This is a genomic window from Chroococcidiopsis thermalis PCC 7203 (genome assembly GCF_000317125.1).
Lineage (GTDB): Bacteria > Cyanobacteriota > Cyanobacteriia > Cyanobacteriales > Chroococcidiopsidaceae > Chroococcidiopsis > Chroococcidiopsis thermalis.
Genome location: NC_019695.1, coordinates 4,096,859 through 4,118,943, shown reverse-complemented (window position 1 = coordinate 4,118,943; position 22,085 = coordinate 4,096,859). Strand labels below are relative to the sequence as shown.

The 22,085-nt window shown below is 44.0% G+C and carries 6 protein-coding genes; all 6 read right to left on the bottom strand.

Going from position 1 to position 22,085, the window contains the following annotated elements; genetic code table 11:
- Nucleotides 1-4 precede the first annotated feature (4 nt).
- Complete coding sequence (locus CHRO_RS17935; protein WP_041462520.1) at nt 5-1,642, bottom strand: class I SAM-dependent methyltransferase; 1,638 nt, start codon at nt 1,640-1,642, stop codon at nt 5-7.
- A 57-nt stretch (nt 1,643-1,699) separates the two neighbouring features.
- Entirely contained in the window at nt 1,700-6,280 is a 4,581-nt protein-coding gene (locus tag CHRO_RS17930) for a non-ribosomal peptide synthetase (protein WP_015155650.1), read from the bottom strand.
- 75 nt (nt 6,281-6,355) lie between these two features.
- Nucleotides 6,356-11,905: a non-ribosomal peptide synthetase gene (locus tag CHRO_RS17925; protein WP_015155649.1), complete on the bottom strand. Its 5,550-nt coding sequence runs from the start codon at nt 11,903-11,905 to the stop codon at nt 6,356-6,358.
- Nucleotides 11,868-16,841, bottom strand: a complete 4,974-nt coding sequence (locus tag CHRO_RS17920; RefSeq protein ID WP_015155648.1) for a type I polyketide synthase — start codon at nt 16,839-16,841, stop codon at nt 11,868-11,870. Before CHRO_RS17920 ends, CHRO_RS17925 begins: the two co-directional genes overlap by 38 nt.
- 86 nt (nt 16,842-16,927) lie before the next feature.
- The gene (locus CHRO_RS17915) at nt 16,928-20,386 is read right to left on the bottom strand and encodes a non-ribosomal peptide synthetase (protein ID WP_015155647.1); all 3,459 of its coding nucleotides are present in this window, start codon (nt 20,384-20,386) and stop codon (nt 16,928-16,930) included.
- 10 nt (nt 20,387-20,396) lie between these two features.
- Nucleotides 20,397-22,058, bottom strand: a complete 1,662-nt coding sequence (locus CHRO_RS17910) for an NAD(P)/FAD-dependent oxidoreductase (RefSeq protein ID WP_015155646.1) — start codon at nt 22,056-22,058, stop codon at nt 20,397-20,399.
- Between the last annotated feature and the right edge of the window lie 27 nt (nt 22,059-22,085).

The following is a 22,085-nucleotide window of genomic DNA, read 5'->3' as shown; positions in this document are numbered from 1 at the left end:
ACTTTTAACTTTTGACTTTTCTATGTTGCATTTTTTGAGCTGATTGTTTACGCTTTTGAGCGCGATCGCTAGCTTGTTGAAATAAAGGTTTGTCAGTTTTTTCTTGACTTAAATTGTCAATTCGATCGTTTTCAGGCGTTACTTGCGCGATCGCAGTAAGCGATCGTAAATCAACTCGACCATTTTCATCCAGAGGTATATTATCTAAAAGCCTGTAAGCAGAAGGGATTTTATATTCAGGTAATCTATCCTTCAGAAAATTGTGTAACTCATATGGTTTAAACTGCTTTCGCGATGCAGATTTCCGAGCAACTATGAGATTTTGTCCCATAAAATCGGTTGGAGAACCAGTTTCAGGAAAAGCTACTATTTTTTCAAAGCCATGAGATTGTAGAGTGTTATGCCATTTTTCTACCGATAGAACTGGTATATTGTTTTCCACTCTTTCATCTTCAAATTTACTAAAACCATGTACGAATCCCATTGTGGTCATAACTGTGCGATTGTATTGCGTTAGTTCGATGAGTAACAGCAGACCGTTGGGGGCTAGTAGCGAACGAATATAGGATAATGTTTTTGATAGGTTGCCAGCAATATGAAGTACGTTTGCTGCTACAATTACATCAAAACTTTGCAGTTGATATCCTTGTTCTTGAGGACTTTTTTCAATATCTAGTTGCTTGTACTCAACAAATGGATAGTTTCTAAACTTTTTCTTAGCTGGCTCCATAAAAAAAGTTGAAACATCCGTGTATGTGTATACCGTTCGATTTAGTGGTAACACGGGTAGTAGTGATGCTGTGGTTGCACCAGTCCCAGCTCCAACCTCTAGTATTTTCAAGGGTGTTTCTGGCTGCCAGAATTGCACCACCGAGCTGAAAATTTCTCTAGCAATGCTGTTGTAGTAATTAGCTATGGGATTAAATTGATATGCACTATCTGCTGTATCTAAAGCACCTTGAGCAAAGAATAACTCTAGAGGATCGACTTCACCTTTGAGCATTGCCACATGATTGTCAGCACTTTGTTGGAGATAGCGGAGATTATTTTCTAAATGTGGAATTGATTCTCGTGGCATCAATTTCATATGTTGTTGAACCTGATGCCAACAGTCGTCTAGAGCAATCGGTAAGGGGTGAGGATTGACAAAGGTTTCTTCGCTTTCTCGCTGTAACAACCTATCTTCTTCTAGGACGCTTAACCATTGTTGAATCAATTTTTGGTAGCGCGGTTGAATCTGACACCGACTGAGTAACTCGCGTGTAGAATACCTTTCCTGGGGATGGATGTAAACACCCATGTTCCTAAGGGTGTGACATATATAGGCAGTACTCAAACGCTCCACAGATGCTGATAAGGATGAGAAAGTCTGAAGATCTATCCCCGATTCAGGTGGTTGCTGAGCTTTTTGGTGTCCCGTATTTACTAGAGATTGCCAAAGGTTTTGTATCTGTACAGGATTACCTTCGAGCTCAAATAGAGCAGATGCATTCTTTAGATCTGGAACTACATAAGCCACCAATTGTTGATTCTTATCCGATTCTCCTACAGCAGTGACGGTAACTTCGCTAACTGCTGGATGCTGCATTAATGCAGTTTCAATTTCTCTGATTTGAGTATCGGTACTACCTGAAATGCTCATAGTTGTTTTTTCCAAAACTAGAAAAAAGATTATGGAATTCCAAAACTCTCCCAGCCCCTAACCTTTCTTATCTTGCCTACGGCGTTTTTGTTGAGCAACTTCTTTTCGCTTCTCACCGCGATCGCTACCCTGTTGCAGAACAGGTGTTTCGTTTGCCTCATTACTTAAATAGTTAGCCAAAGAGCTAATATTTGGATATTCAAAAATTTTGACTAAGGGAAAATCTCTTTGTAGGGTAGTTTGTAACTTGTGGTGAACCTGAGTCGCGACTAAAGAATCTCCACCCAAATCGAAAAAGTTATCTTGAGTCCCGACCTGCTCAATGCTAAGGCACCCAGTCCAAATTGCTGCGATTGTTTCCTCTAGTGGAGTTTGTGGTGCTACAAAAGTTTTTTCTCGATCGAGTTTTACCAATCTGATAGTAGAAAGTGCTTGCCTATCTATTTTGCCGTTAGAGGTCAGTGGTAAAGCTTCTAGTAAATTATAAGCACAAGGAATTGCATATTCAGGTAACTTTTTCTGCAAAAAACTATTCAATTCATTTGGCTTAAATCGCTTGATAGAAGCTGGTGCTTGAGCAAGTAAAACATCAAAGCCAAGAAATTCAGGGACAGTATTTGGTTGGTTGAAAATGACACAATTTTCAAATCCTTGTGCGGCTAGTAACTGCTGCCATTTTTCTCTTGATAGCAGCGGATGATTTTGACGTAGTTCTTCATCCTCGAAGCGATCGAAACCTTGTTGGAGTCCCATACCTAAATCGAAAGGTCGGTGAAACTTGGTTTCTTCTATCAGTAGCAGTAAACCGTTAGGAGCTAACAAAGACCGTAGATAGCGCAAAGTCTCTTCTAGATTACGAACAACGTGGAGTACGCTCGATGCAACGACTACATCAAAAGAATGGGGTTCGTAACCCTGTTTTTGCGGATCTTCTTCTATATTCAACAGGCTTGTTTTCAGAAATGGATACGCTCCAAACTGTTGCTGAGCCAACTGCATGAAATAGTTAGAAATATCAGTATAAAAATAGGTAGTCCTTTCTGGGGGTAATACAGGTAATAAATAAGCTGTGGTTGAGCCTATGCCTGCACCAACTTCTAGAATTCGCAATTGTGCTTCTGGTTGCCAAAATTGCACTACTGCACGTATAACCGTGCTGGCAATGGTATTGCAATACTTAAATAGTTTTTGGTAAATTTCTGCGGTTTCCTCAGAAGCATAGATCTGTGCCGAGTGTAGGTTTTCTGTGAGGATATCTGGTAAATGGTTAGCAGTATGCAACAAGGAATTGGTCATTGCTTGGGATAACCCCAATTTTTGAGCAGCTTCAGATTGAAAACCTGCCGCTAGCGTTGATAAAACTTCTGTAGATAGGGGAAGAGTATTTTCAAAAACTTCACCATGCTGTTGTAGCAACCCCTCTTCCACCAGTGTTTTTAAGGCTCGTTTCAACCATTTATCATAACGAGGCTTAATCTGACACTTCTGCATTAGATCGTCTAGGGAATATTTTTCATGCGATCGCACAAACACATCTAGTTTTTTCAGCGCCAAACGTACAGAGCTAATGTATAACTTATCCAAAAGCTGCCAGTAAGCTGAAAAAGTAGAAACATCAACCCAGTCAAAGGTTTGTTGAGCTTGTCGGCAACCTACTTCTACTAGAGATTTCCAAAGAGATTGCATTTGTGAAGGGTCTGCCTGCTCTATTTCAAATAGAGTTGTTGTCTCCTCCTGTGGCACTAAATAAGCTACTAATTGTTTGTTTCCTTGTTTTTCACCAACAGCTGCGATCGCCCCATCTTTAACATCTGGATGCTGCTTCAGTGCGGTTTCAATTTCCCCTAATTCAATTCGATAACCTCTAATTTTGACTTGAGAATCTTCCCTACCTAGAAACTCAATATTACCATCAGGCAAATAGCGACCTAGATCGCCAGTACGATAAAGGCGATCGCCCGTGACGGGATGAGTGATAAAACTATTGGCAGTTTTTTCTTCGTTCCGCCAGTAACCTTGGGCTAGTCCGACTCCACCAATATAAAGTTGCCCTGGAACCCATACGGGAACTGGCTCTAACTTGTCATTAAGGATGTAAAATTGCTGGTTTGCCATTGGATACCCATAAGGGATACTCTTCCAAGATGGGTCTACCTGTTGAATCGGGTAGAGAATAGACCAGATCGAAGCTTCAGTTGCACCTCCCAGACTCACTAACTCTACTTCTTGCACCCGTGCGCGAATTTGCTCTGGTAAATTCAAGGGTATCCAATCGCCGCTCAGCAGCACTAACCGCAAGGAATCGAGGCTGCACTCAGAGCGATCGCTGACGTATTGTACGAGCATTTGCATTAGGGCAGGTACGGAATTCCAAATTGTAACCTGCTGTCGCAAAATCATTTCTACCCAATGTGCAGGGTCTTTAGTAGCGGCTGCGTCTGGGATTACAATAGTTCCACCCGCTGCTAAAGTGCCAAAAATATCGTAAACTGACAGGTCAAAACTTAGGGAGGAGAGAGCTAGCACTCGGTCTTGTGAGTTGATACTAAAGCGTTGGTTGATATCGACAATTGTGTTGACAGCGCCACGATGATCGATCGCCACTCCTTTAGGTTCCCCAGTAGAGCCAGAGGTGTAGATGACATATGCTAGGTTCTCTGGTGATGGGTAATGGGTAATTGGTAATGGGTAATTGGTAATGGGTAATTGGTAGTTGAAGGAATCTATACAAATCTGTTGAATACCTACTGGGTAATCTAGTTTTTCATTTAACTCCGATCGCGTTACAACTAGCTGGACTTCACCCTGTGCCAGCAAATGCCACTGACGTTCTTGGGGTAAAGCCGGATCGATGGGTACGTAGGCAGCACCAGCGATGAGAATACCCAAAACTGCCACGACTTGCTCCCAGCCTTTCTCCATCACTACGGCTACTAGGCGATCGGGGCTGGCTCCGAGTTGTCGCAGTTGTTGAGCTAGACAATGAGCGCGGTGAGACAGTTCCTCGTAGGTAAGAGTATGGCTGGATGTAATTACAGCAGGTTGCTGCGGGCGTTGGGGGACTTGGGCAGCAAATAAGGTATGGAGTAATTCAGTCGAGATGGGAGTGTTGGTAGCGTCGATCGCGGCTCTTTGTGCCAGTTGAGTCGGCGGTACTAATTGCAAGCTTGTCTCTTGCCATATCTTTTCCTCGGATACCAAACGGTTGAGGAGACGACAGTAGGCATCAAACATATCTTCTACCATGCCTTCAGGGAAGAGTTCTGCAACAAAATCCCAGTTGATAGATAAGCTACCATCGGATTTAACCGCATATTGATTGTCTATCCAAACTTGCGGTGTTTGGGAAATGCTGTAAACAAGCTTTGTCTGTTCTTCTAGAAAAGCGATCGCTGTCGGATTTTTATCATCTACTTGAGGTCCGTGAGTGAAGACAATTGGCATCGTGCCTGCCCTGGCAGCTTTGTCTTGAGCATTAGTCCACTCCCGTAGGACTCGGACTCCACTAACATATTCGTGTTCCAAATCTTGCCACAGCTGTGTCTGAATTCGCTGCGCTCGGACTTGAAAAGATTCCTGTCGCGTGTTGTCTATCTCCAGTAGGGTAAAGGAAGCACATTCACCAACGAGCTCGTTTACCTGGGGATGGAAAGGCAGGCGATTGAAGGAAGGTATATTGATGGTGAATTTGGGGGATTTACTCCAAAGGGTGAGAACTTCTGCATAGGCGGCAAGCAAAACCCCTGTCGCAGTTAAGTTTGCTCGTGCAGCTCGCTTTAGCAGTTGCTGCCAGGTTTGAGAATCTAATGCGGACTGAAGGCGGATAAACTCAGGTTTGGCGATCGCGCTAGGATGTTTCGCTAAAGGTAATTCTGGCGCAGGTGGTAAGCTAGGAATGCGACTGCGCCAATAATCTAGAGAACGTTGGTAGATTGGAATATTTTCTAGGGTGCGGGAAGCTAGAACATAGTCGCGGAAGGAAATTTCCAAGCAAGGCAGGGGTTTCTCTGGTTGGTTGTAAAGTTGAGATAAATCTTGAAACAGCTTGATGCTACTCCAGTAATCGATGCACCAGCCATCTAAGCTCATATGGAGTCGGAAGTGGCGATCGCCCAGTTGAGTGGCAACAATCTCAAATTGGGGATACCGATCCAGGGGTAGCACTTGATGGGAGAGGCGATCGCGAATGGTTTGGATCTGGGAATTAATTGTTTGCTCGTCTCGACTCCGCAGATCCAAGACCTGAATTTCGTAAGGTGGTACGCGATCCAAAATCTGCTGCTGACCGTTTGGCAACACAACCGCTCGCAGCATATCATGATGGTCGATTAAGCGTTTCCAAGCGCAATTGAATCGCTCGATGTCTAAATCGACAGCATCAAGTTCTATGTAGTTATGCATGGACACGTTGCCCAAGTCAAACACATCGCTTCTACCGAGCCAGTAAGCTTGTTGCATTTCCGTCAGCGGGAAGGGTTGGTATCGGCTCTCGCGATCGGGAACAAGCTGAGGTATTGTTTCTTGTGCCTGCTGGGGATTGGGGGTTGTAATTTCACCCTGTAGCAGCTTTGCCAATAGCTCTCGTTTAGATGCTGATAGTTTGGAGTTTTGAGCAGAAATGCTGCGATCTTGTACCATTTTCAGCTTTCCATATGATTTTTTAAAGCGAGCGTTCGCTGATATTTGCGGTCAAAAATTGTCTATTAGATAGACTTATGCAAGCAGTCCGTTATTGATGATTTGTAGCAAATGTTCGGTTTCCTCTTCTGTCAACTCGGCAATTTTTTTAATTAATTTGTCTTCAATAGCTCTAGCTAATTCTGCAATTGTGGCAGCAGTTAATAACTGACGCAGACTTATTTCTAACATCGGTAATTTTTTACGAATCTCGGTTAGAATTTGTGTTGCTTGAAGAGAGTTTCCACCTAATTCAAAGAAATTATCGTTAATGCCTATTTGCTCTAGGCTCAGCACCTCACGCCAAATTTGGGCTAACATTTTCTCTTGAGGAGTCTGAGGAGCAACATAGGTTTTTTCTAGTTTAGGGGTAATAGGTGCAGGTAATGCCTTCCGATTCACCTTACCATTAGATGTCAGTGGCAGAGCATCCAAATTGACATAAACGGTAGGGATCGTATATTCAGGCAATTTCTGCTTTAAGAAGCTACGCAATTGTTCGTTAATGTCTTGCGCGTCCTCTTTAACCTCTGGTTGCAGCCATTGTATTGTTTGAGTATGTTCTACTTGACCACCCAGAAAACTATGCAATAATACGTGACTCGATCCTAACTCAAATAAATTTTGAATCGTTGCAGAATCCATGCGATCGCCAATCGGACACAGCCCAATTTTATGTTCGGGGGCTTCAGTCATGAGTAATTGGCTCATGTAACCAGCCTCCAACAAACAAAATTCTTTGGCTGATTCTCCATACAGTGGAGCGATCGCATCCAGTTGTCCGACTAGAAATAAGGAGAACGCCGAGCGATCGAAAATAGATTGATTGTATTCGCTGTAAAGTCTACTTTCAACCTGAGTGTCAGATGAAAGTAAGATCAATTGTCGCTCGACTGGATGATAATAATAAGTACCAGCTTCTATTCCTTCAACTCTGCCTGACTTGACATACAGATAAGTTTGAACTGGATAGAGATGTCCCGCAGAGGCATAGCGATATTTTGGTAAAGGAGAACCATCAAACTTAACTGGTGATAGACAGTGTAAAATTTCAACAAACTGTTTTAAAGGAATTGGAGCGGAGTTAAATTGTCGATAGCTTTGGCGTTTGACGTATTTTTGTAAGCTAGTTCGATCGAGATCGGGAAATGGCAATTGAATACACTTGCATTCTTGATTAATCTGTCGTAAGCCTGGTTGTTTGAGCCTAAATTCTAGGCGATCGACTGGATCTAAAATTAAGTTTTTGGCTTGCCGATCGACTAAAAAATCAATTTGTTTAGCGGGTTCTGAGCTTTCAGGAACTACATATGCTACTAATTGTTCGTTTCCTCGTTCTCGCATAGCTGTGACAACTGCTGCACGAACTTGCGAATGTTGCATCAGAGCCGCTTCAATTTCTCCAGCTTCAATCCGGTAGCCGCGAACCTTGAGTTGAAAATCCTCTCGTCCTAAAAATTCAATATTACCATCAGGTAGATAGCGCCCTAAGTCACCAGTCCGATAAAGGCGATCGCCCGTTTCTGGATGTGTGATAAAGCTAGCAGCAGTTTTTTCCTCATCGCGCCAATAGCCTTGAGCTAGTCCGACTCCACCAATATATAACTGCCCCGACACCCACACCGGACAAGGTTCTAGCATCTCATTTAAGACGTAGAAACGCTGATTTTGCATCGGTCGTCCGTAGGGGATACTTTTCCAAGCTGGATCGATGTCTGCAATGGGGTAGAGAATCGACCAGATCGAAGCTTCGGTTGCACCGCCTAAACTAATAACCTCGACCGTTGGCATTAAATCCTTGATGCGAGGAGGTAAAGTCAGCGGTAGCCAATCGCCACTCAACAGCACTAAGCGCAGTGTTTCAAGTTGAACTGGCTGTGCTGCTACATAGTCAACGAATAACTGCATTAAAGCGGGTACGGAGTTCCAGACAGTCACGCGATCGCGCACGACTAATTCTGCCCAATGTGCCGGATCTTTAGCAGCGATCGCATCGGGGATCGCAATAGTTCCACCCGCTGCTAACGTGCCAAAAATATCGTAAACTGACAAGTCAAAACTCAACGCTGAAACCGCCAGTACCCGATCCTCAGCACCAATTTGAAACCGTTGGTTAATATCGACAATAGTATTTAACGCCCCTCGATGGTCGATTGCCACACCTTTAGGTAAACCAGTCGAACCAGAGGTGTAAATGACATAAGCTAAATCTGTTGGTTGTTGCACAGCCTCTAAAGACTCGTCGCTTTCCCGATCCAGTTCAGCTGTATCTAGGCAAATTCTCTCAATTCCTGCGGGTAACTCTAATTTCTCAACCAGCCAAGATTGACTCAGCACGATGTAAGCGGCGCTATTTTCCAACAGATAAGCAATCCGCTCTTGCGGTAAGTCTGGGTCGATGGGTAAATAGGCGGCTCCAGCGGTGAGGATTCCCAACACGGCAACCACCTGCTCCCAACCTTTTTCCATCACCACGGCAACTAACTGGTTGGGAGTTGCCCCTAAGTTTCGCAAGCGATGCCCGATGCGATTGACGCAGCAGAACAACTCGCGGTATGTCAAAGTGCGATTAGATGCCACTACTGCCACTCGATCCGGTTGCTGTTGCACCTGCTGGAAAAACTTGGTGTGGAGTAGTCCTTCTGGAATGGGAGCATCAGTGAAATTGCTCGACTGTTGTGTTAATTGGACTTGCCGCTTTGTTGCCTGCCAAGCCGTCTCTGTCGTCGCTAACTGCCGTAGGAGATCGCAATAAGCAGCGAACATATCGTCCAGCAGCCCCTCTGGGAACACCTCATCCACGCTATCCCAATTTAAAACTAGCGTTCCCCCATCTTCATAAACCTGATGGTCTAATATGACTTGGGGTGTCTGGCTGACACTATAAACTAACTCACCAAACTTACTAATTGCTGAAGGTTGCGATGCTGCGCCTTGTTGGACGAGGTTACTAGTAAATACCACGGGCATGAGAATGCCACCCCCGCCTTGAATTTTGCTCCACTCCCGCAGAACTCGCACGCCGCTGACGTAGCTACGGTCTAAATCTTCCCATAGCTGTTTTTGCAGGCGTTGGGCGCGAATTTCAAAAGATTCGGCTTGGGAGTTATCAACTGCTAATAAAGTTAAGGAGGTAAAATCTCCTACTATTTCGTCAACTTCAGGATGGAGTGGCAGACGATTGAAGAGGGTTAAGTTAAGAGTGAATTGCGATCGCCTGCTCCATATTGTCAGCACTTCGGCAAAAGCTGCAATCAACAATCCTGAAGGAGTTAAGTTAGACTGACTGACTCGATGCTTCAATCGTCCCCAAATTTCTGCATCTAGTTTGTGAATCCGACGATGGAATCGCGATCGACCGATCGCAGCAAGATTTTTCACCAGTGGTAATTCTGGTGCAGGCGGTAATTGGGGTAAGCGATGCAGCCAGTAATCTAATGCACGCTGATAGTTTTCAGAAATTTGCAGTTTTTCTAAGGCTAAAACATAATCTCGAAATGAAAGTTCGCTGCTTTTCAGGGAAACATGAGGATTTTGGTAGATTTCATACAGCTGTTGCAGAATAATTTCAATACTCCTCAAATCTGCAATTAAAGCATCGAAGCTGATGTGAATCCGCACTCGCCCAGCATCTAACAAAGATACACAGATTTCAAACAAGGGAAAGCGATCGCTGGGTATGACTTGGTGAGATAGGCGATCGCGCACCTGCTCTATTTCTAATTCGATCTCTTCCTGACTTTTTCCCCGTAAGTCTTGGACTTGAATTTGAAAAGGCGGGACTTGCTCTAGAATTTGTTGCTGCCCGTCAGGACGTACAATTGCTCTCAGCATCTCGTGTCGCGAAATCAACCTCTGCCAAGCTCGGTTATAGCGATCGATGTCTAAATCGATGCAGTCAAATTCGCCGTAGAAATGAGTTGAGACGTTACCCAATGCAAAATCGCTACTGCGACCGATCCAGTAAGCTTGTTGAACTTCCGTCAAGGGAAACGGTTGAAATCGCTGTTCTGGAGCAAGCGCGATCGCAGGTAGGGAATTAGCTACATCCGGCTGTTTTGTCTCCTGTATTGCTTCTGTGCCAATTGCCGCAGCTAAACTAGCCACAGTGGGAGACTCAAACAACTGGCTTAAAAGCAGTTCTACACCAAAAACAGAACTCAACTTGGTTACGAGGCGGGTTGCAAGTAGAGAATGTCCCCCCAGTTCAAAAAAATCATCGTGAATACCTATTGGCTCTATACCTAGATATTCTTGCCAAATCTCGATAATCTTTTGCTCGGTTTCGTTTCTTGAAATAATATAAGAACTACTCAGTTCCGGTCGCGGATATGTTTGTTTAGATGAGTCAAGCCGCTCTGAATCTACTACTGTGTCTGTATTCTCTTGCTTGTTTTCAAGTACAAGATTGCGAGTTGAGACTAAAACTTGAGGTAGCGTACTGCCTAATATGCGACTAAAAATATCGACTCCTTCTGTAGGTAATAGTCCTACTTGAGGTAAGTTTCCTCGATTGATACCTGGAGTTACTACAATAGATTTTCTTTGTTCTTCTTTTCCTTGAAAAGAGACAATAACTTTGCCAATATGCTTGGCTTCAGACATATACTCAAAAGCACGAGTCACTGACTCGATGGGAAATATATGATGGGGTAGGGGGCGGAAGTTGTTAACTTGAAAATGCTGCACTATTTCGCGCCATATCCCTCTGAATTGAGGACGATCTGGTTCGATATTAATAGCAAAGAATGATATGTTATTTTCAAAAGGTAGTAGGCTCAGTTGACTATTCTTTAAAATATCTCTTCGTCCTAGTTCTAAAAAGCGTCCATAGGGTGCTAAAATTTTCAGATTTTTAGAGATAGCTTCACCTCCTAGTGAGTTTAAAACTACATCTACTCCTTTGCCAATACTGCGCTGCATCACTTCTTCAGCAAAAGCTAAAGAGCGAGAATTCATAATATGCTCAATACCCAAAGAGCGCAAAAATTCCTGTTTTTCAGGATTGCCAGCCGTAGCAAAAATTTCTGCTCCTATCCATTGAGCAATTTGTACGGCAGCCAACCCTACACCACCAGTAGCAGCATGAATCAGAATGCGATCGCCTTTACTCAGCCTACCCAATGTTATTAGGGCGTAATACGCTGTCATAAAAGCAACTGGGATCGTTGCTGCTGCTTCTAGGCTGAGATGAATTGGTTTTAGTGTTACGCACTGAGCGGAAATTGTAATGAATTTGCTAAAACATGAAGAACCAAAGGCAATAACTTCATCGCCAATTTCAAAACCTTCAACTCCTTCCCCTACTGCTACTATTTTTCCGGTACACTCTAAACCAAATTCAATCTGAACATCTGGCGAACAAGGAATTAAACCTAGTGCTAGTAAAACTTCTTTAAAATTAAGTCCAGTAGCAAAAACTTCGATTTCTACTTCATCCCAGTCTGGTTTTTGGCGCTGAACGCTTTTAAATTCAAGACTATCCAATAAACCAAGTTGAGAGATTTGTAGAAAAAAGTTTTCGCTGTCAGGAATAGTGGCAATATCTTTACTTTGAGAGAGAGAGACTGTGTTGCTTGGTGTCATGGAATTGCCTCAAAGTATAATCTTCAATTTCTATCAGTTCTGTTCCCAGGTCGTCTAAAATCGTAAGATTGAATTTTAAATTTCCTGACGGAGAACGATCCAATAAACGGCTGTAGCTATAAATTTTTGCTGGCAAAGAGCCTTTAATTGTTAGCTTTTTGTAAGAAAAAGGTAGATAATAGCTTTCGCCTCTAAACTCATCAACTAAAAAATGAACCGCTAAATCAAACAAGGCTGGATGCAATTTATAGGAACCGATATCATCTATAAATTCTTGAGATAATTCTAGGAGAGCCAAACCTCGATTTTGTCCTAGATTAACCTGTTTTAAATTATTCCATCTAGAGCCAAATTCTGCAAATCCCTTGAGAGGGTGATAATTGTTCTGAATAACATTTTTGCCTTCGTTGCACTTTGATTCCAGTTCTGCGATCGCTAATTTTTGAGATGAATCTACATCGAGAGAAGTTATTTCACCGATCGCGTGTTCTAACCATTGCTCTGATTCTGAATTCAAGTAACTGACAATCTTAAACTCAAAGCGATCGCCCTTCTGTTTCAGAATTGTCCGTACTTCTTTTTCTACATCGTCTTCTACAATTAAAGGCGTTGGGAAATAAACTTCCCTCATTTGAGTCGCACGAGTATTTTGTTGATGAGTGTGGTTTGCCCAAGCTGCCAAAGCCATTTCAAGAAAAGCTGTGCCTGGAACCATTGCTTTTCCCATTAACCTGTGTTCCTTCAGAATCCAGTGCTTGCTAACACTCAATTTAGAAATATAAAATTCCTGGGAATTCTCAATAATGCAAGAGTCGAATAAAGGATGGTTGACTGCTAGAGATTGAGTTTTAGTAACTGAGTTGGCTGGCGATCGCTTCGCCGTTGCTGCCATCCCGACTTCTTGCCATACATCCCAATTAATCCCTACTGTAAATGTACCATCTGTGGTAGTTTTGTAGTGAGCGAAAGCATCCAGAAAGGCGTTGGCTGCACAATAATCTACCTGTCCGAATCCGCCTTGTGCTGAAGCTAGGGACGAACAGAGAACAAAGAAATCTAACTGGGTGTCTTTGAGCAGAGTATCGAGAACTACTGTACCCTTGACTTTAGGGGCTAGGACTCTTTGTGCTGCCTCAAAGGTTTTGCGCCCGATCGCACCACCGCCAGCAACGCCAGCGGCGTGAATAATGCCGTTAAGTTGTCCAAATTGCTGTTTTGCTTGAGCGATCGCCTGTTGCACTTGTTCTAAATTAGCAACATCAGCATTTGCGACGATCGCCTGTGCGCCTAGTGCTTCTAGTTCCTGCACTTTGCGGATTTGATAACTGGTGCGATCGCTTTCGTCGTGAGTCGCTAGCCATGTTTGCCAATCTGCTCTAGCAGGAAAAGCAGAACGCCCGATCAGTAATAATTTGGCTCTAACTGTTTTCGCTAGATATTCCGCCAGCACTAGCCCAACTCCTCCGAGTCCACCTGTAATCAGATAAACTCCCCTTTCCCTCAGTCTTGGTGTCTTGGCGGCGGTTTCCTCTAATCGAACTGGTTCCAAAACTTGCACCCAGCGGCGATCGTCGCGATAGGCGCTGATTTGCTCAAAAGTAGGAGCTGTAAGCTCTGTTAGCAATTGGTTGACTAGTTGCTCGTTTTGCCCAACAGATAGATCGATGCTGCGACAGGTGATATTTGGATATTCTAAAGGAATGACTTTAACGGCTCCAAGTAGAGTTGCTTTTTCTGGATGGATTTCTGCTTGAGTAACTGGCTGCATATTACTAGATACAACCGCAATTTGTAGCTTTTGCGTCACATTCTGCTTGCCAATTGCTTGAGCGAGAAACAGCAGGCTATAAAAACCTAAATATTGAGCTTGTTCGACTCCTGCCAGTTCCGATCCGGCATAACTTTGCGATGTAACATTCCACAGATGGACTATTGTAGCGGGGAGCTGGTTTTGGGCGCGTAGTTTGCTGAGTAAGACATTGTAATCATTGCCGTTTTGAGGATTGAGACTATATGTGAATTCATCGATCTGTGCAAACTCGGAACCAATTTGCACCGCGATCGCATTTTGTCCCTGTTGTTTGAGTTGTTTTAATAATTGCACGCTCAAGCCGCACCGATCTGCAAATACCAGAGTGCAACCCAAAATCGATGCATCTGAAGATTTATTGAGAGAAATATTAGTAGGTTTCCACTTGGGGACGTAAAACCAATCTGCAATATTGCGTTTGTCCTGTGCTGTGACCTGGGGAATATAGTTCTCTTTTTCTAGGGGAGTTGGAGGCATCTGTACCGCAGGAAGCGCAGCAGGCGGATCGATCCAATAACGCTGGCGTTCAAAGGGATAAGTTGGCAGTGGTAGGCGACGGCGTTGTTCGCTAGCAGAAAATCTCGACCAATCCACCTGCACCCCCGTTAACCAAAGCCGCCCTAGCGCGTGCAGCACGAAAGCAACATCTGACTGTTCTTCCTTGGGATGACGCAGGGAAGATAATACAACCCGTCCAGGTGCTTGCTGTTTAGCTAAAGTGCTTAATGTTCGTCCAGGTCCAACTTCTAGGAAAACTCGTTTGGCATCTTGGAATAACTCGGCAATTCCTTCTGAGAATCGCACTCTTTGGCGCAGATGCCGCGCCCAGTAATTTTGGTCTGTTGCTTCTGCTGTGGTAATCCAAGTACCAGTGACATTGGAAATAAAAGCAAGTTGTGGGGGTTTGAGATCGATCGTTTTGAGATACTCGGTGAAAGGCTCGACGATCGCCTCCATCATTGCAGAATGAAAAGCATGGGAGGTATGCAGGTGGCGAAAGTCTATTCCCCGTGCTTGTAGTTCGCGTTCTAGTTGCTCGATTGCTAGCTCACAACCAGAAATTACGCTCAATTTGGGGGCGTTACTTGCTGCTAGTGAAAGGTTTTCATTGAGGAAAGATTGTACTTCCTCTGTCGATAAACCTACAGAAAGCATTTTTCCTGGTGGCATTTGTTGCATCAGCCGCCCGCGAGTTGCTACAACTGCTAAAGCATCTTCTAGAGAAAATACGCCAGCGATACAGGCTGCTACGTATTCTCCAATGCTGTGACCGATCGCCGCTACGGGGCGCACTCCCCAAGACATCCACAACTTAGCAAGGGCGTACTCGATAACAAACAGTGCTGGTTGGGCGATCGCAGTTTGTTGTAGTTGCTGTGCTGCGTTGTGGGCGGTTGCTGCGGTGGGAAACAATACTTCTGCTAAATTCAGCTGAAGATGAGGTTGGAGCAATTCAAAACAGCGATCGCACTCTGCTTGGAATGTCGCTTCACTTTCGTAGAGTTCCCGCGCCATGTTAACGTACTGCGATCCTTGACCGGAAAACATAAACACGACAAGGCGATCGTCCTCCTGAATCTGTGTCATGACTCTTTGTGGAGTTGCTGATTCTAGGGTGGCGATCGCGTCTTCCAAGTTTTCTACTACAGTCATGCGGCGGTGATGAAATTCCCGCCGACCGACTTGGAGGGTGTAAGCTACATCAGGTAGATTGAGTTGTGGATGCTGTTTTAAGTGCCGCACCAAATTAGTTGTAGCCGCTTCTAAGGCAGAACTAGTTTTCGCAGACAGCACTAAAAGTTGATATTTTCTCCCTCGTTCCTCCTGATTGCATTCAACAAGAGCTTCTTCTAAAATTGCATGGGCATTAGTACCACCAATACCAAAGGAACTAACGCCTGCTCGACGGGGAGAGCCGTTAGCTTGCCACTCCCTCAGCTTGTTATTGACATAGAACGGGCTATGCTCGAAATTAATTTGAGGATTAGGCTGCTCGAAGTTAATACTGGGTGGTAGTAACTTATGGTGCAGTGCCAAAGTTGTCTTGATCAAGCTAGTAATTCCTGCGGCTGCATCTAGATGACCGACATTAGTTTTCACTGACCCAATCGCACAATAGCCTTTCTTATCGGTGCTGAGCCTAAACGCTCGTGTCATCGCCGCTACTTCAATTGGGTCGCCCAAAGGAGTTCCAGTGCCGTGAGCTTCCATATAGGTGATGGTTTTTGGCTCGACTTCAGCCATGACTTGAGCAGCATGAATTACTCTGGCTTGACCGTCTTCGCTGGGCGCGGTGTAGCCTATTTTTGAACTTCCATCATTATTAATCGCTGAGCCTTTAATAACTGCATAAATATAATCTCGGTCTGCGATCGCATCTTCTAATCTTTTGAGTACAACTACGCCAATGCCATTGCCACCTAGAGTACCGTTTGCCTTGGCATCAAACGCTCTACAATGTCCATCGGGTGAAATAATTTCATCTGGAGATAAAGTTAATTCATTCTGAGGAACTTTAACGGCAACACCAGCAGCCAAAGCCATATAACATTCACCGCCCAGTAAGCTTTGACAGGCTAAGTGAACTGCAACTAACGAACTAGAACAAGCTGTGCCAACACTGATACTTGGACCTTTGAGATTAAGTTTATAAGAAACGCGGCTGGGGACATAATCTTTATCTACTCCAATCAGACTTTGTAAGCCGCCAATCGATTGCAGTAAATCTCGGTGAGGATAAAGGTTATAGTACAGGTAATATCCCATCCCGACCCCAGCATATATTCCTATAGCTCTGTTTTCTCGTTCGGAGTCATACCCAGCATTTTCTAAAGCTTCCCAAGCACACTCTAAAAACATTCGGTGCTGGGGGTCCATAATTTCAGCTTCTCTAGGATTGAAACCAAAGAATGAAGCATCAAAGAGTTCTACATCTTGCAGGATAGCTCCAACCTTAACTTTCTGCTTTGACTGCTTGGATTTATCTGAAACGCGATCGGGAAAACTAGAAACAAGTTCTACTCCATCGAGTAAATTTTTCCAAAATCCATCGATATCTTTACTACCAGGAAAACGCCCTGACATTCCAATTATTGCTATTTCTAAGCCATTAGTTTCAGAATTCATAAGCTATAGTAATTTTATCAAAGTCTAATTTGTGAAATGATAGATCGCCTCTCTACACAGCTTGATTTTCTTACCTCAAACTGGACTCAACTTATGGCGGCTGATTTTTTATACCTTTGCTTGAGCCGATTTTTCCCTGCTGCTAATTCTTTATCCGACTCAGCACTTTGCTGCTGTAAAGATGATGCTGTTTGATTCGCGCTTAAATATTGAGCTAAAGATCTGACAGTCGAGTAGTTAAATAAATCGACTATTGACAAATATTGTACCGCATCTGGCATCACTTTTTTGAGATTGCTATAAATTTTTGTTAGCAGTAACGAGCTACCACCAATTTCAAAAAACTTATCATTTACACCCACTTTTTCTAGGTCTAAGACTTCTTGCCAAATAGTAGCAATACCTTGTTCGATCTCGTTCTGAGGTGCTACGTAAGTCACTGCCAATTGCAACAATCCATCTGGACTAGGCAACGCTCGACGGTTAACTTTTCCATTTGCAGATAGTGGTAAAGCATCCAAAAATAGAAAAACTGACGGCAGCATATAGTCTGGTAGTTTGTCACCTAGAAAACAGCGCAGTTCCTCTAAAGAAATTTCCCATTCTGGGACTACGTAAGCTACTAGGCGCTTGTAAGTTGATTGTTCTCCTGCAACAGTGACGACTGCTTGCCGCACGGCAGAATGTTGCATCAGTACCGCCTCAATTTCCCCTAACTCAATCCGGTAGCCACCAATCTTGACTTGAAGATCTTCTCTACCGAGGAATTCAATATTTCCATCAGGAAGGTAGCGACCCAAATCGCCCGTGCGGTACAAACGCTCTCCTGTAAGAGGATGAGTGATAAAACTAGTTGTGGTTTTAGCTTCATCCCGCCAGTAACCCTTTGCTAAACCAATACCTCCAATATAAAGCTGCCCTGGAACCCACACGGGACATGGTTCGAGTAATTCATTCAACACCTGAAAATGTTGATTTGCCATCGGACGACCGTAGGGAATACTTTTCCAGCTTGGGTCAACGGTTTGAACTGGATAAAGAATAGACCAGATCGATGCTTCTGTCGCACCCCCTAAGCTAATTGTCTGGACGTTTGGCACGAGGGCTTTAAGGCGATCGCTCAAGCCTAGCGGCAGCCAATCTCCACTTAGTAAGGCTAACCGCAGACTTGCTAAGATTTGAGGATTATCCGCCGCGTAGTCCACCATCATTTGCATCAATGCTGGTACAGAGTTCCAGATCGTCACTTTGTGCTGCACCATCAATTCTGACCAACGGGCAGGCTCTCGCTCTAACGATGCTTCGGGGAGAACAATTGCTCCTCCAGCTGCCAACGTGCCAAAAATATCGTAGACCGACAAATCAAAACTGAGGGCAGAAAGGGCTAAAACTCGGTCGTCGGAACTGACACCAAAACGCTGGTTGATATCGAGGATGGTGTTGACAGCACCGCGATGGGCGATCGCTACTCCTTTCGGCAAACCTGTGGAACCGGATGTGTAGATCAGGTAAGCTAAATCGTCGGCTGTTTGGATTAGTTCTAACGGTTGCGTGCTTTCGTCGGCTAAATCTTCAGTATCTAGGCACAGTTGTTGTACTTCCGCCGGCAATTCTAATGTCTCATTCAGCCAAGATTGGGTGAGAACAAGCTTAGCCTCACTATTTTCTAACAGATATAGTATGCGCTCTTGAGGTAGACCAGGATCGATAGGAACGTAAGCAGCTCCAGCAGCCAGAATACCCAAAACAGCTACAATTTGCTCCCATCCCTTTTCCATCACAACAGCCACTAATTGGTTGGGAACGGCTCCCAGCTGCCGCAATCGGCGACCAACCTGATTGGAGCGATCGTAGATCTCTCGGTAGGTGAAGCTGCGTTGAGGCGCAATGACAGCAGTTGCTTCTGCCCTTGCTCGTACTTGGGCTGTAAATAGAGCGTGCAGCGTGGATTCAGAAACTGGCACTGTCGTGGCGTTAACAACATCCCGTCGTAGCAACTGAGCAGGTGGTACGAGCTGTCGAGTAGGAGCCAGCCAAGCAGATTCAGAAGTTACCAGTTGTTTGAGCAGGGAGCAATAAGCCTCAAACATATCAGCTATTAACCCTTCAGAGAAGAGTTCTTCCACCACATCCCAATTGAAAGTTAAGGCTCCCTTTTCCTCCCAAACTTGTACGTCTATCCAAACTTGGGAAGCTTGGCTGATGCCATAAACTAGTTCGCCAAAATGACTAAACGTTTGAGTTTCCTGACCGAGAGAATCTAAGCCTAAAGTGCTGGTAAATACAACTGGTATGGCGCTGGGAGCCGTACCTTGCCTGCGGGCTAGTTCTCGCGTTACGCGCACTCCATTGAAGTAACGGTGTTCTAAATCTTGCCACAGTTGTCGTTGAATGCGAACGGCGCGATCGCTAAATGATGCGGGGATGGAATTGTCTACTGCTAACAAAGTGGCGGAGGTGAAATCTCCTAAAATGTCATAGACTTGAGGGTGTAGCGGCAAGCGATTAAATAGGGCGAGGTCGATTGTAAAGCGCGGATTTTTACTCCAAAGCGTCAAAATTTCTGCTAGAGCAGCGAGTAGGACTCCAGAAGGGGTCAATCCGGCTTGAGTTGCCCGTAGCTTCAACTGTTGCCAGTCGGCTGATTCTAGCCTTCTATCATAGCGCCGACACCGAGGTTGTTTGAGTTCTTTGGGATTCTTCGCTAAGGGTAAGTCTGGCGGTGGAGGTAAACTGTCTAAGCGGCTGAACCAATAATCCTGCGATCGCCTGTACAATTCTGTTTGTTGCAGGTTTTGCTCTGCCAAAACATAATCTCGGAATGAAAGTTCTAGAGATGGCAACACCAAGTCAGGATTTTGGTAAAGTTGAAACCACTCTGCGAATAGGCGGAACAAACTCCAAGCATCAAATACAAGCAAGTCGTAGCTAACGTGCAACCGGACGCGCCCCCGATCCAACAGCGTAGCGTGACATTCAAATAGGGGGCATCGATCGGCTGGTAACACCTGATGGGAGAGCCGATCGCGAATTGCTTCTAGTTGAGAGATTACTGCTTCTTCGTCCTGTCCTCGCAGGTCTAAAACCTGAATTTCAAAAGCAGGTACGGATTCAAAAATTTGTTGTTGACCGTCAGGTAATATGACTGCCCGCAGCATATCGTGGCGGGCAATTAGTTGTTGTAGCGCCCAGTTCAAGCGTTCTACGTTTAGATCGTTTCCCTCAATTTCGTAATAACCGTGATTGGAAACGCTACCTAGATCGAATACCCCACTACGACCCAGCCAGAAAGCGTGTTGCATATCAGTCAAGGGAAAAGGTTCGTACCGCTGCGTTAGGGCTGGTGCAATTGCTGGTAGGGCAACTGTTGCGATCGCGCTATGCTGCCGTAGTAACAGCAGAAGTTCGGCTTTATGCTCAGTTAGTGCCTGCCGCAGTTCTGGAGCGATCGCCCCTTTTGGTGCGTCAACTAAGAGTGAATCTCCATCGGCAGATAGTTTTACGCCTCGATCGGAAAGATTGGTTAAAAGTGAATGCAAATCCATTTCTCCCCCCCTATCTACTAGCTGTAGCTAACTTGACAGCAGCTAACAAATCTTCTGTATCGTAGTCAAAATATTTCTTAATCTCTGGTTTTTTAGCAGTTTTCACCCAAGACAAAAAGCGCGAATATTCAGATTTAAATAGTTCGGATTCCATATCTACATCTTTTTGTAGAGGATCTGCCATGCGCCAAAAGTTAGGAGGTAGAAAATCTATTGAATTAATTGCCGACATTAATTGACTGGCTGCTTCATCTGGAGATAGTAAACCTGCTTCCACTTTTTCAACTGTTGCAGTAGCTGTTTGGAAAAAGTTTTCTCCCAACCCTTCATAACTAGGGGTTAGGCTATCTAAATTTTCATCATCTTTAGCTAACTCTTTACCTTTACCTGCGGCAATCTTTAGCCTTTTTCTCAAACCAGCTTTTGCCTGACGCACAAAGCTTCCCAGTATCCAGACTCTTCTCCAAGCATTCCAAAGATTAAAGTTAGAAAAAGCAATATACGAACAGTTTACTAAGTTATCATTGTAATTAAAAAGTTTTTGCTGTAAACACTCAATATCGGCAAAATGCTCTGAGGAATAGTCGTTATCTGCTAGAGCTTTCATAATCCGAGCAGCTAAAGCAGTAATAATCGTACAACTATTGACTAATCCAAAGGAATAGAGCGCATCAATAAATCCTGCTGCATGAGGTAGTAGATAAAACCTTTCTCCCATACAGGAACGAGATGAATATTGCAAGCGATCTGTTGACACCCAGTTACGCACGGGTTCAGCATCTTCAAACTGATTGGCAATACTAGGAAATCGTGCTAGAAAATTTTGAAACTCCTGTTCGGGAGATACATCAGTTTTAGGAAAGCGCCTAGAATCAAAGTTCAATCCTACGCTACATATTGGGTTAGTCGAGCGAGCGTGATTATTGAATGGAATTACCCACATCCACCCACCATCAAATACATGATGCAGAGTACCTTGATGCCATAGTAAGTTATCTTGACTTACTCTCACAGATGATACGCAATCATCATATTTTTTCACACCTACCATGTGAGTGAAAATACTTCTTGAATGCGTTTTATATCGAGTTGGATTTTCTTGCAACTCTAACTTACGGCTCAGTAAAGAATTATGACCGCTAGCATCAACTAAATAGTTAGCGTTGAACGAAGTGCCATTTTCAATTTCAACTTCAACTCCTGTATGCAAATCTATTTTTATATCTGTAACTTTCGTATTTTCTAAAATTTTAGCTCCATAGTTTACGGCAACTTTTGCCATGTATTGGTCTATATCTTGGCGAAATAGATGGCTGCTAGGGTGAACGCCAACTTTGTTAGCTTCCTGCAAAGTTTGTTCTTCTCCTTCGCGATGGTATACGAAATTGAAAGAACGCTTTAATCCACAGGCAGAAGGTGAGATATGGTTACAGATATTCTCAAAAGAACTCAGGTATGAGATTTCTGGCACGGAATATTTATAACTCAAAATACTCATCATAAGATCTGTATCGGGAGTCATTGCTTCTCCAATCGCAAATCTAGGATGAGTACCTTTGTCAATCGTCAAAACTCGAATATTATGTCTTGCTAAAATAGTCGCCAAAATCGAACCTGCAAGTCCAGAACCCAGAATAATGACATCAAATTGTTTATTGCCGTTATAGCTCATGACGGGTTTTCTCTCATTTGGCTAATA

Bases quoted from the DNA above. Each gene is read 5' to 3' on its own strand.
- CHRO_RS17910 (WP_015155646.1), bottom strand. From the start codon at position 22,058: ATGAGCTATAACGGCAATAAACAATTTGATGTCATTATTCTGGGTTCT.
- CHRO_RS17925 (WP_015155649.1), bottom strand. From the start codon at position 11,905: ATGACACCAAGCAACACAGTCTCTCTCTCTCAAAGTAAAGATATTGCC.
- CHRO_RS17930 (WP_015155650.1), bottom strand. From the start codon at position 6,280: ATGGTACAAGATCGCAGCATTTCTGCTCAAAACTCCAAACTATCAGCA.
- CHRO_RS17920 (WP_015155648.1), bottom strand. From the start codon at position 16,841: ATGAATTCTGAAACTAATGGCTTAGAAATAGCAATAATTGGAATGTCA.
- CHRO_RS17915 (WP_015155647.1), bottom strand. From the start codon at position 20,386: ATGGATTTGCATTCACTTTTAACCAATCTTTCCGATCGAGGCGTAAAA.
- CHRO_RS17935 (WP_041462520.1), bottom strand. From the start codon at position 1,642: ATGAGCATTTCAGGTAGTACCGATACTCAAATCAGAGAAATTGAAACT.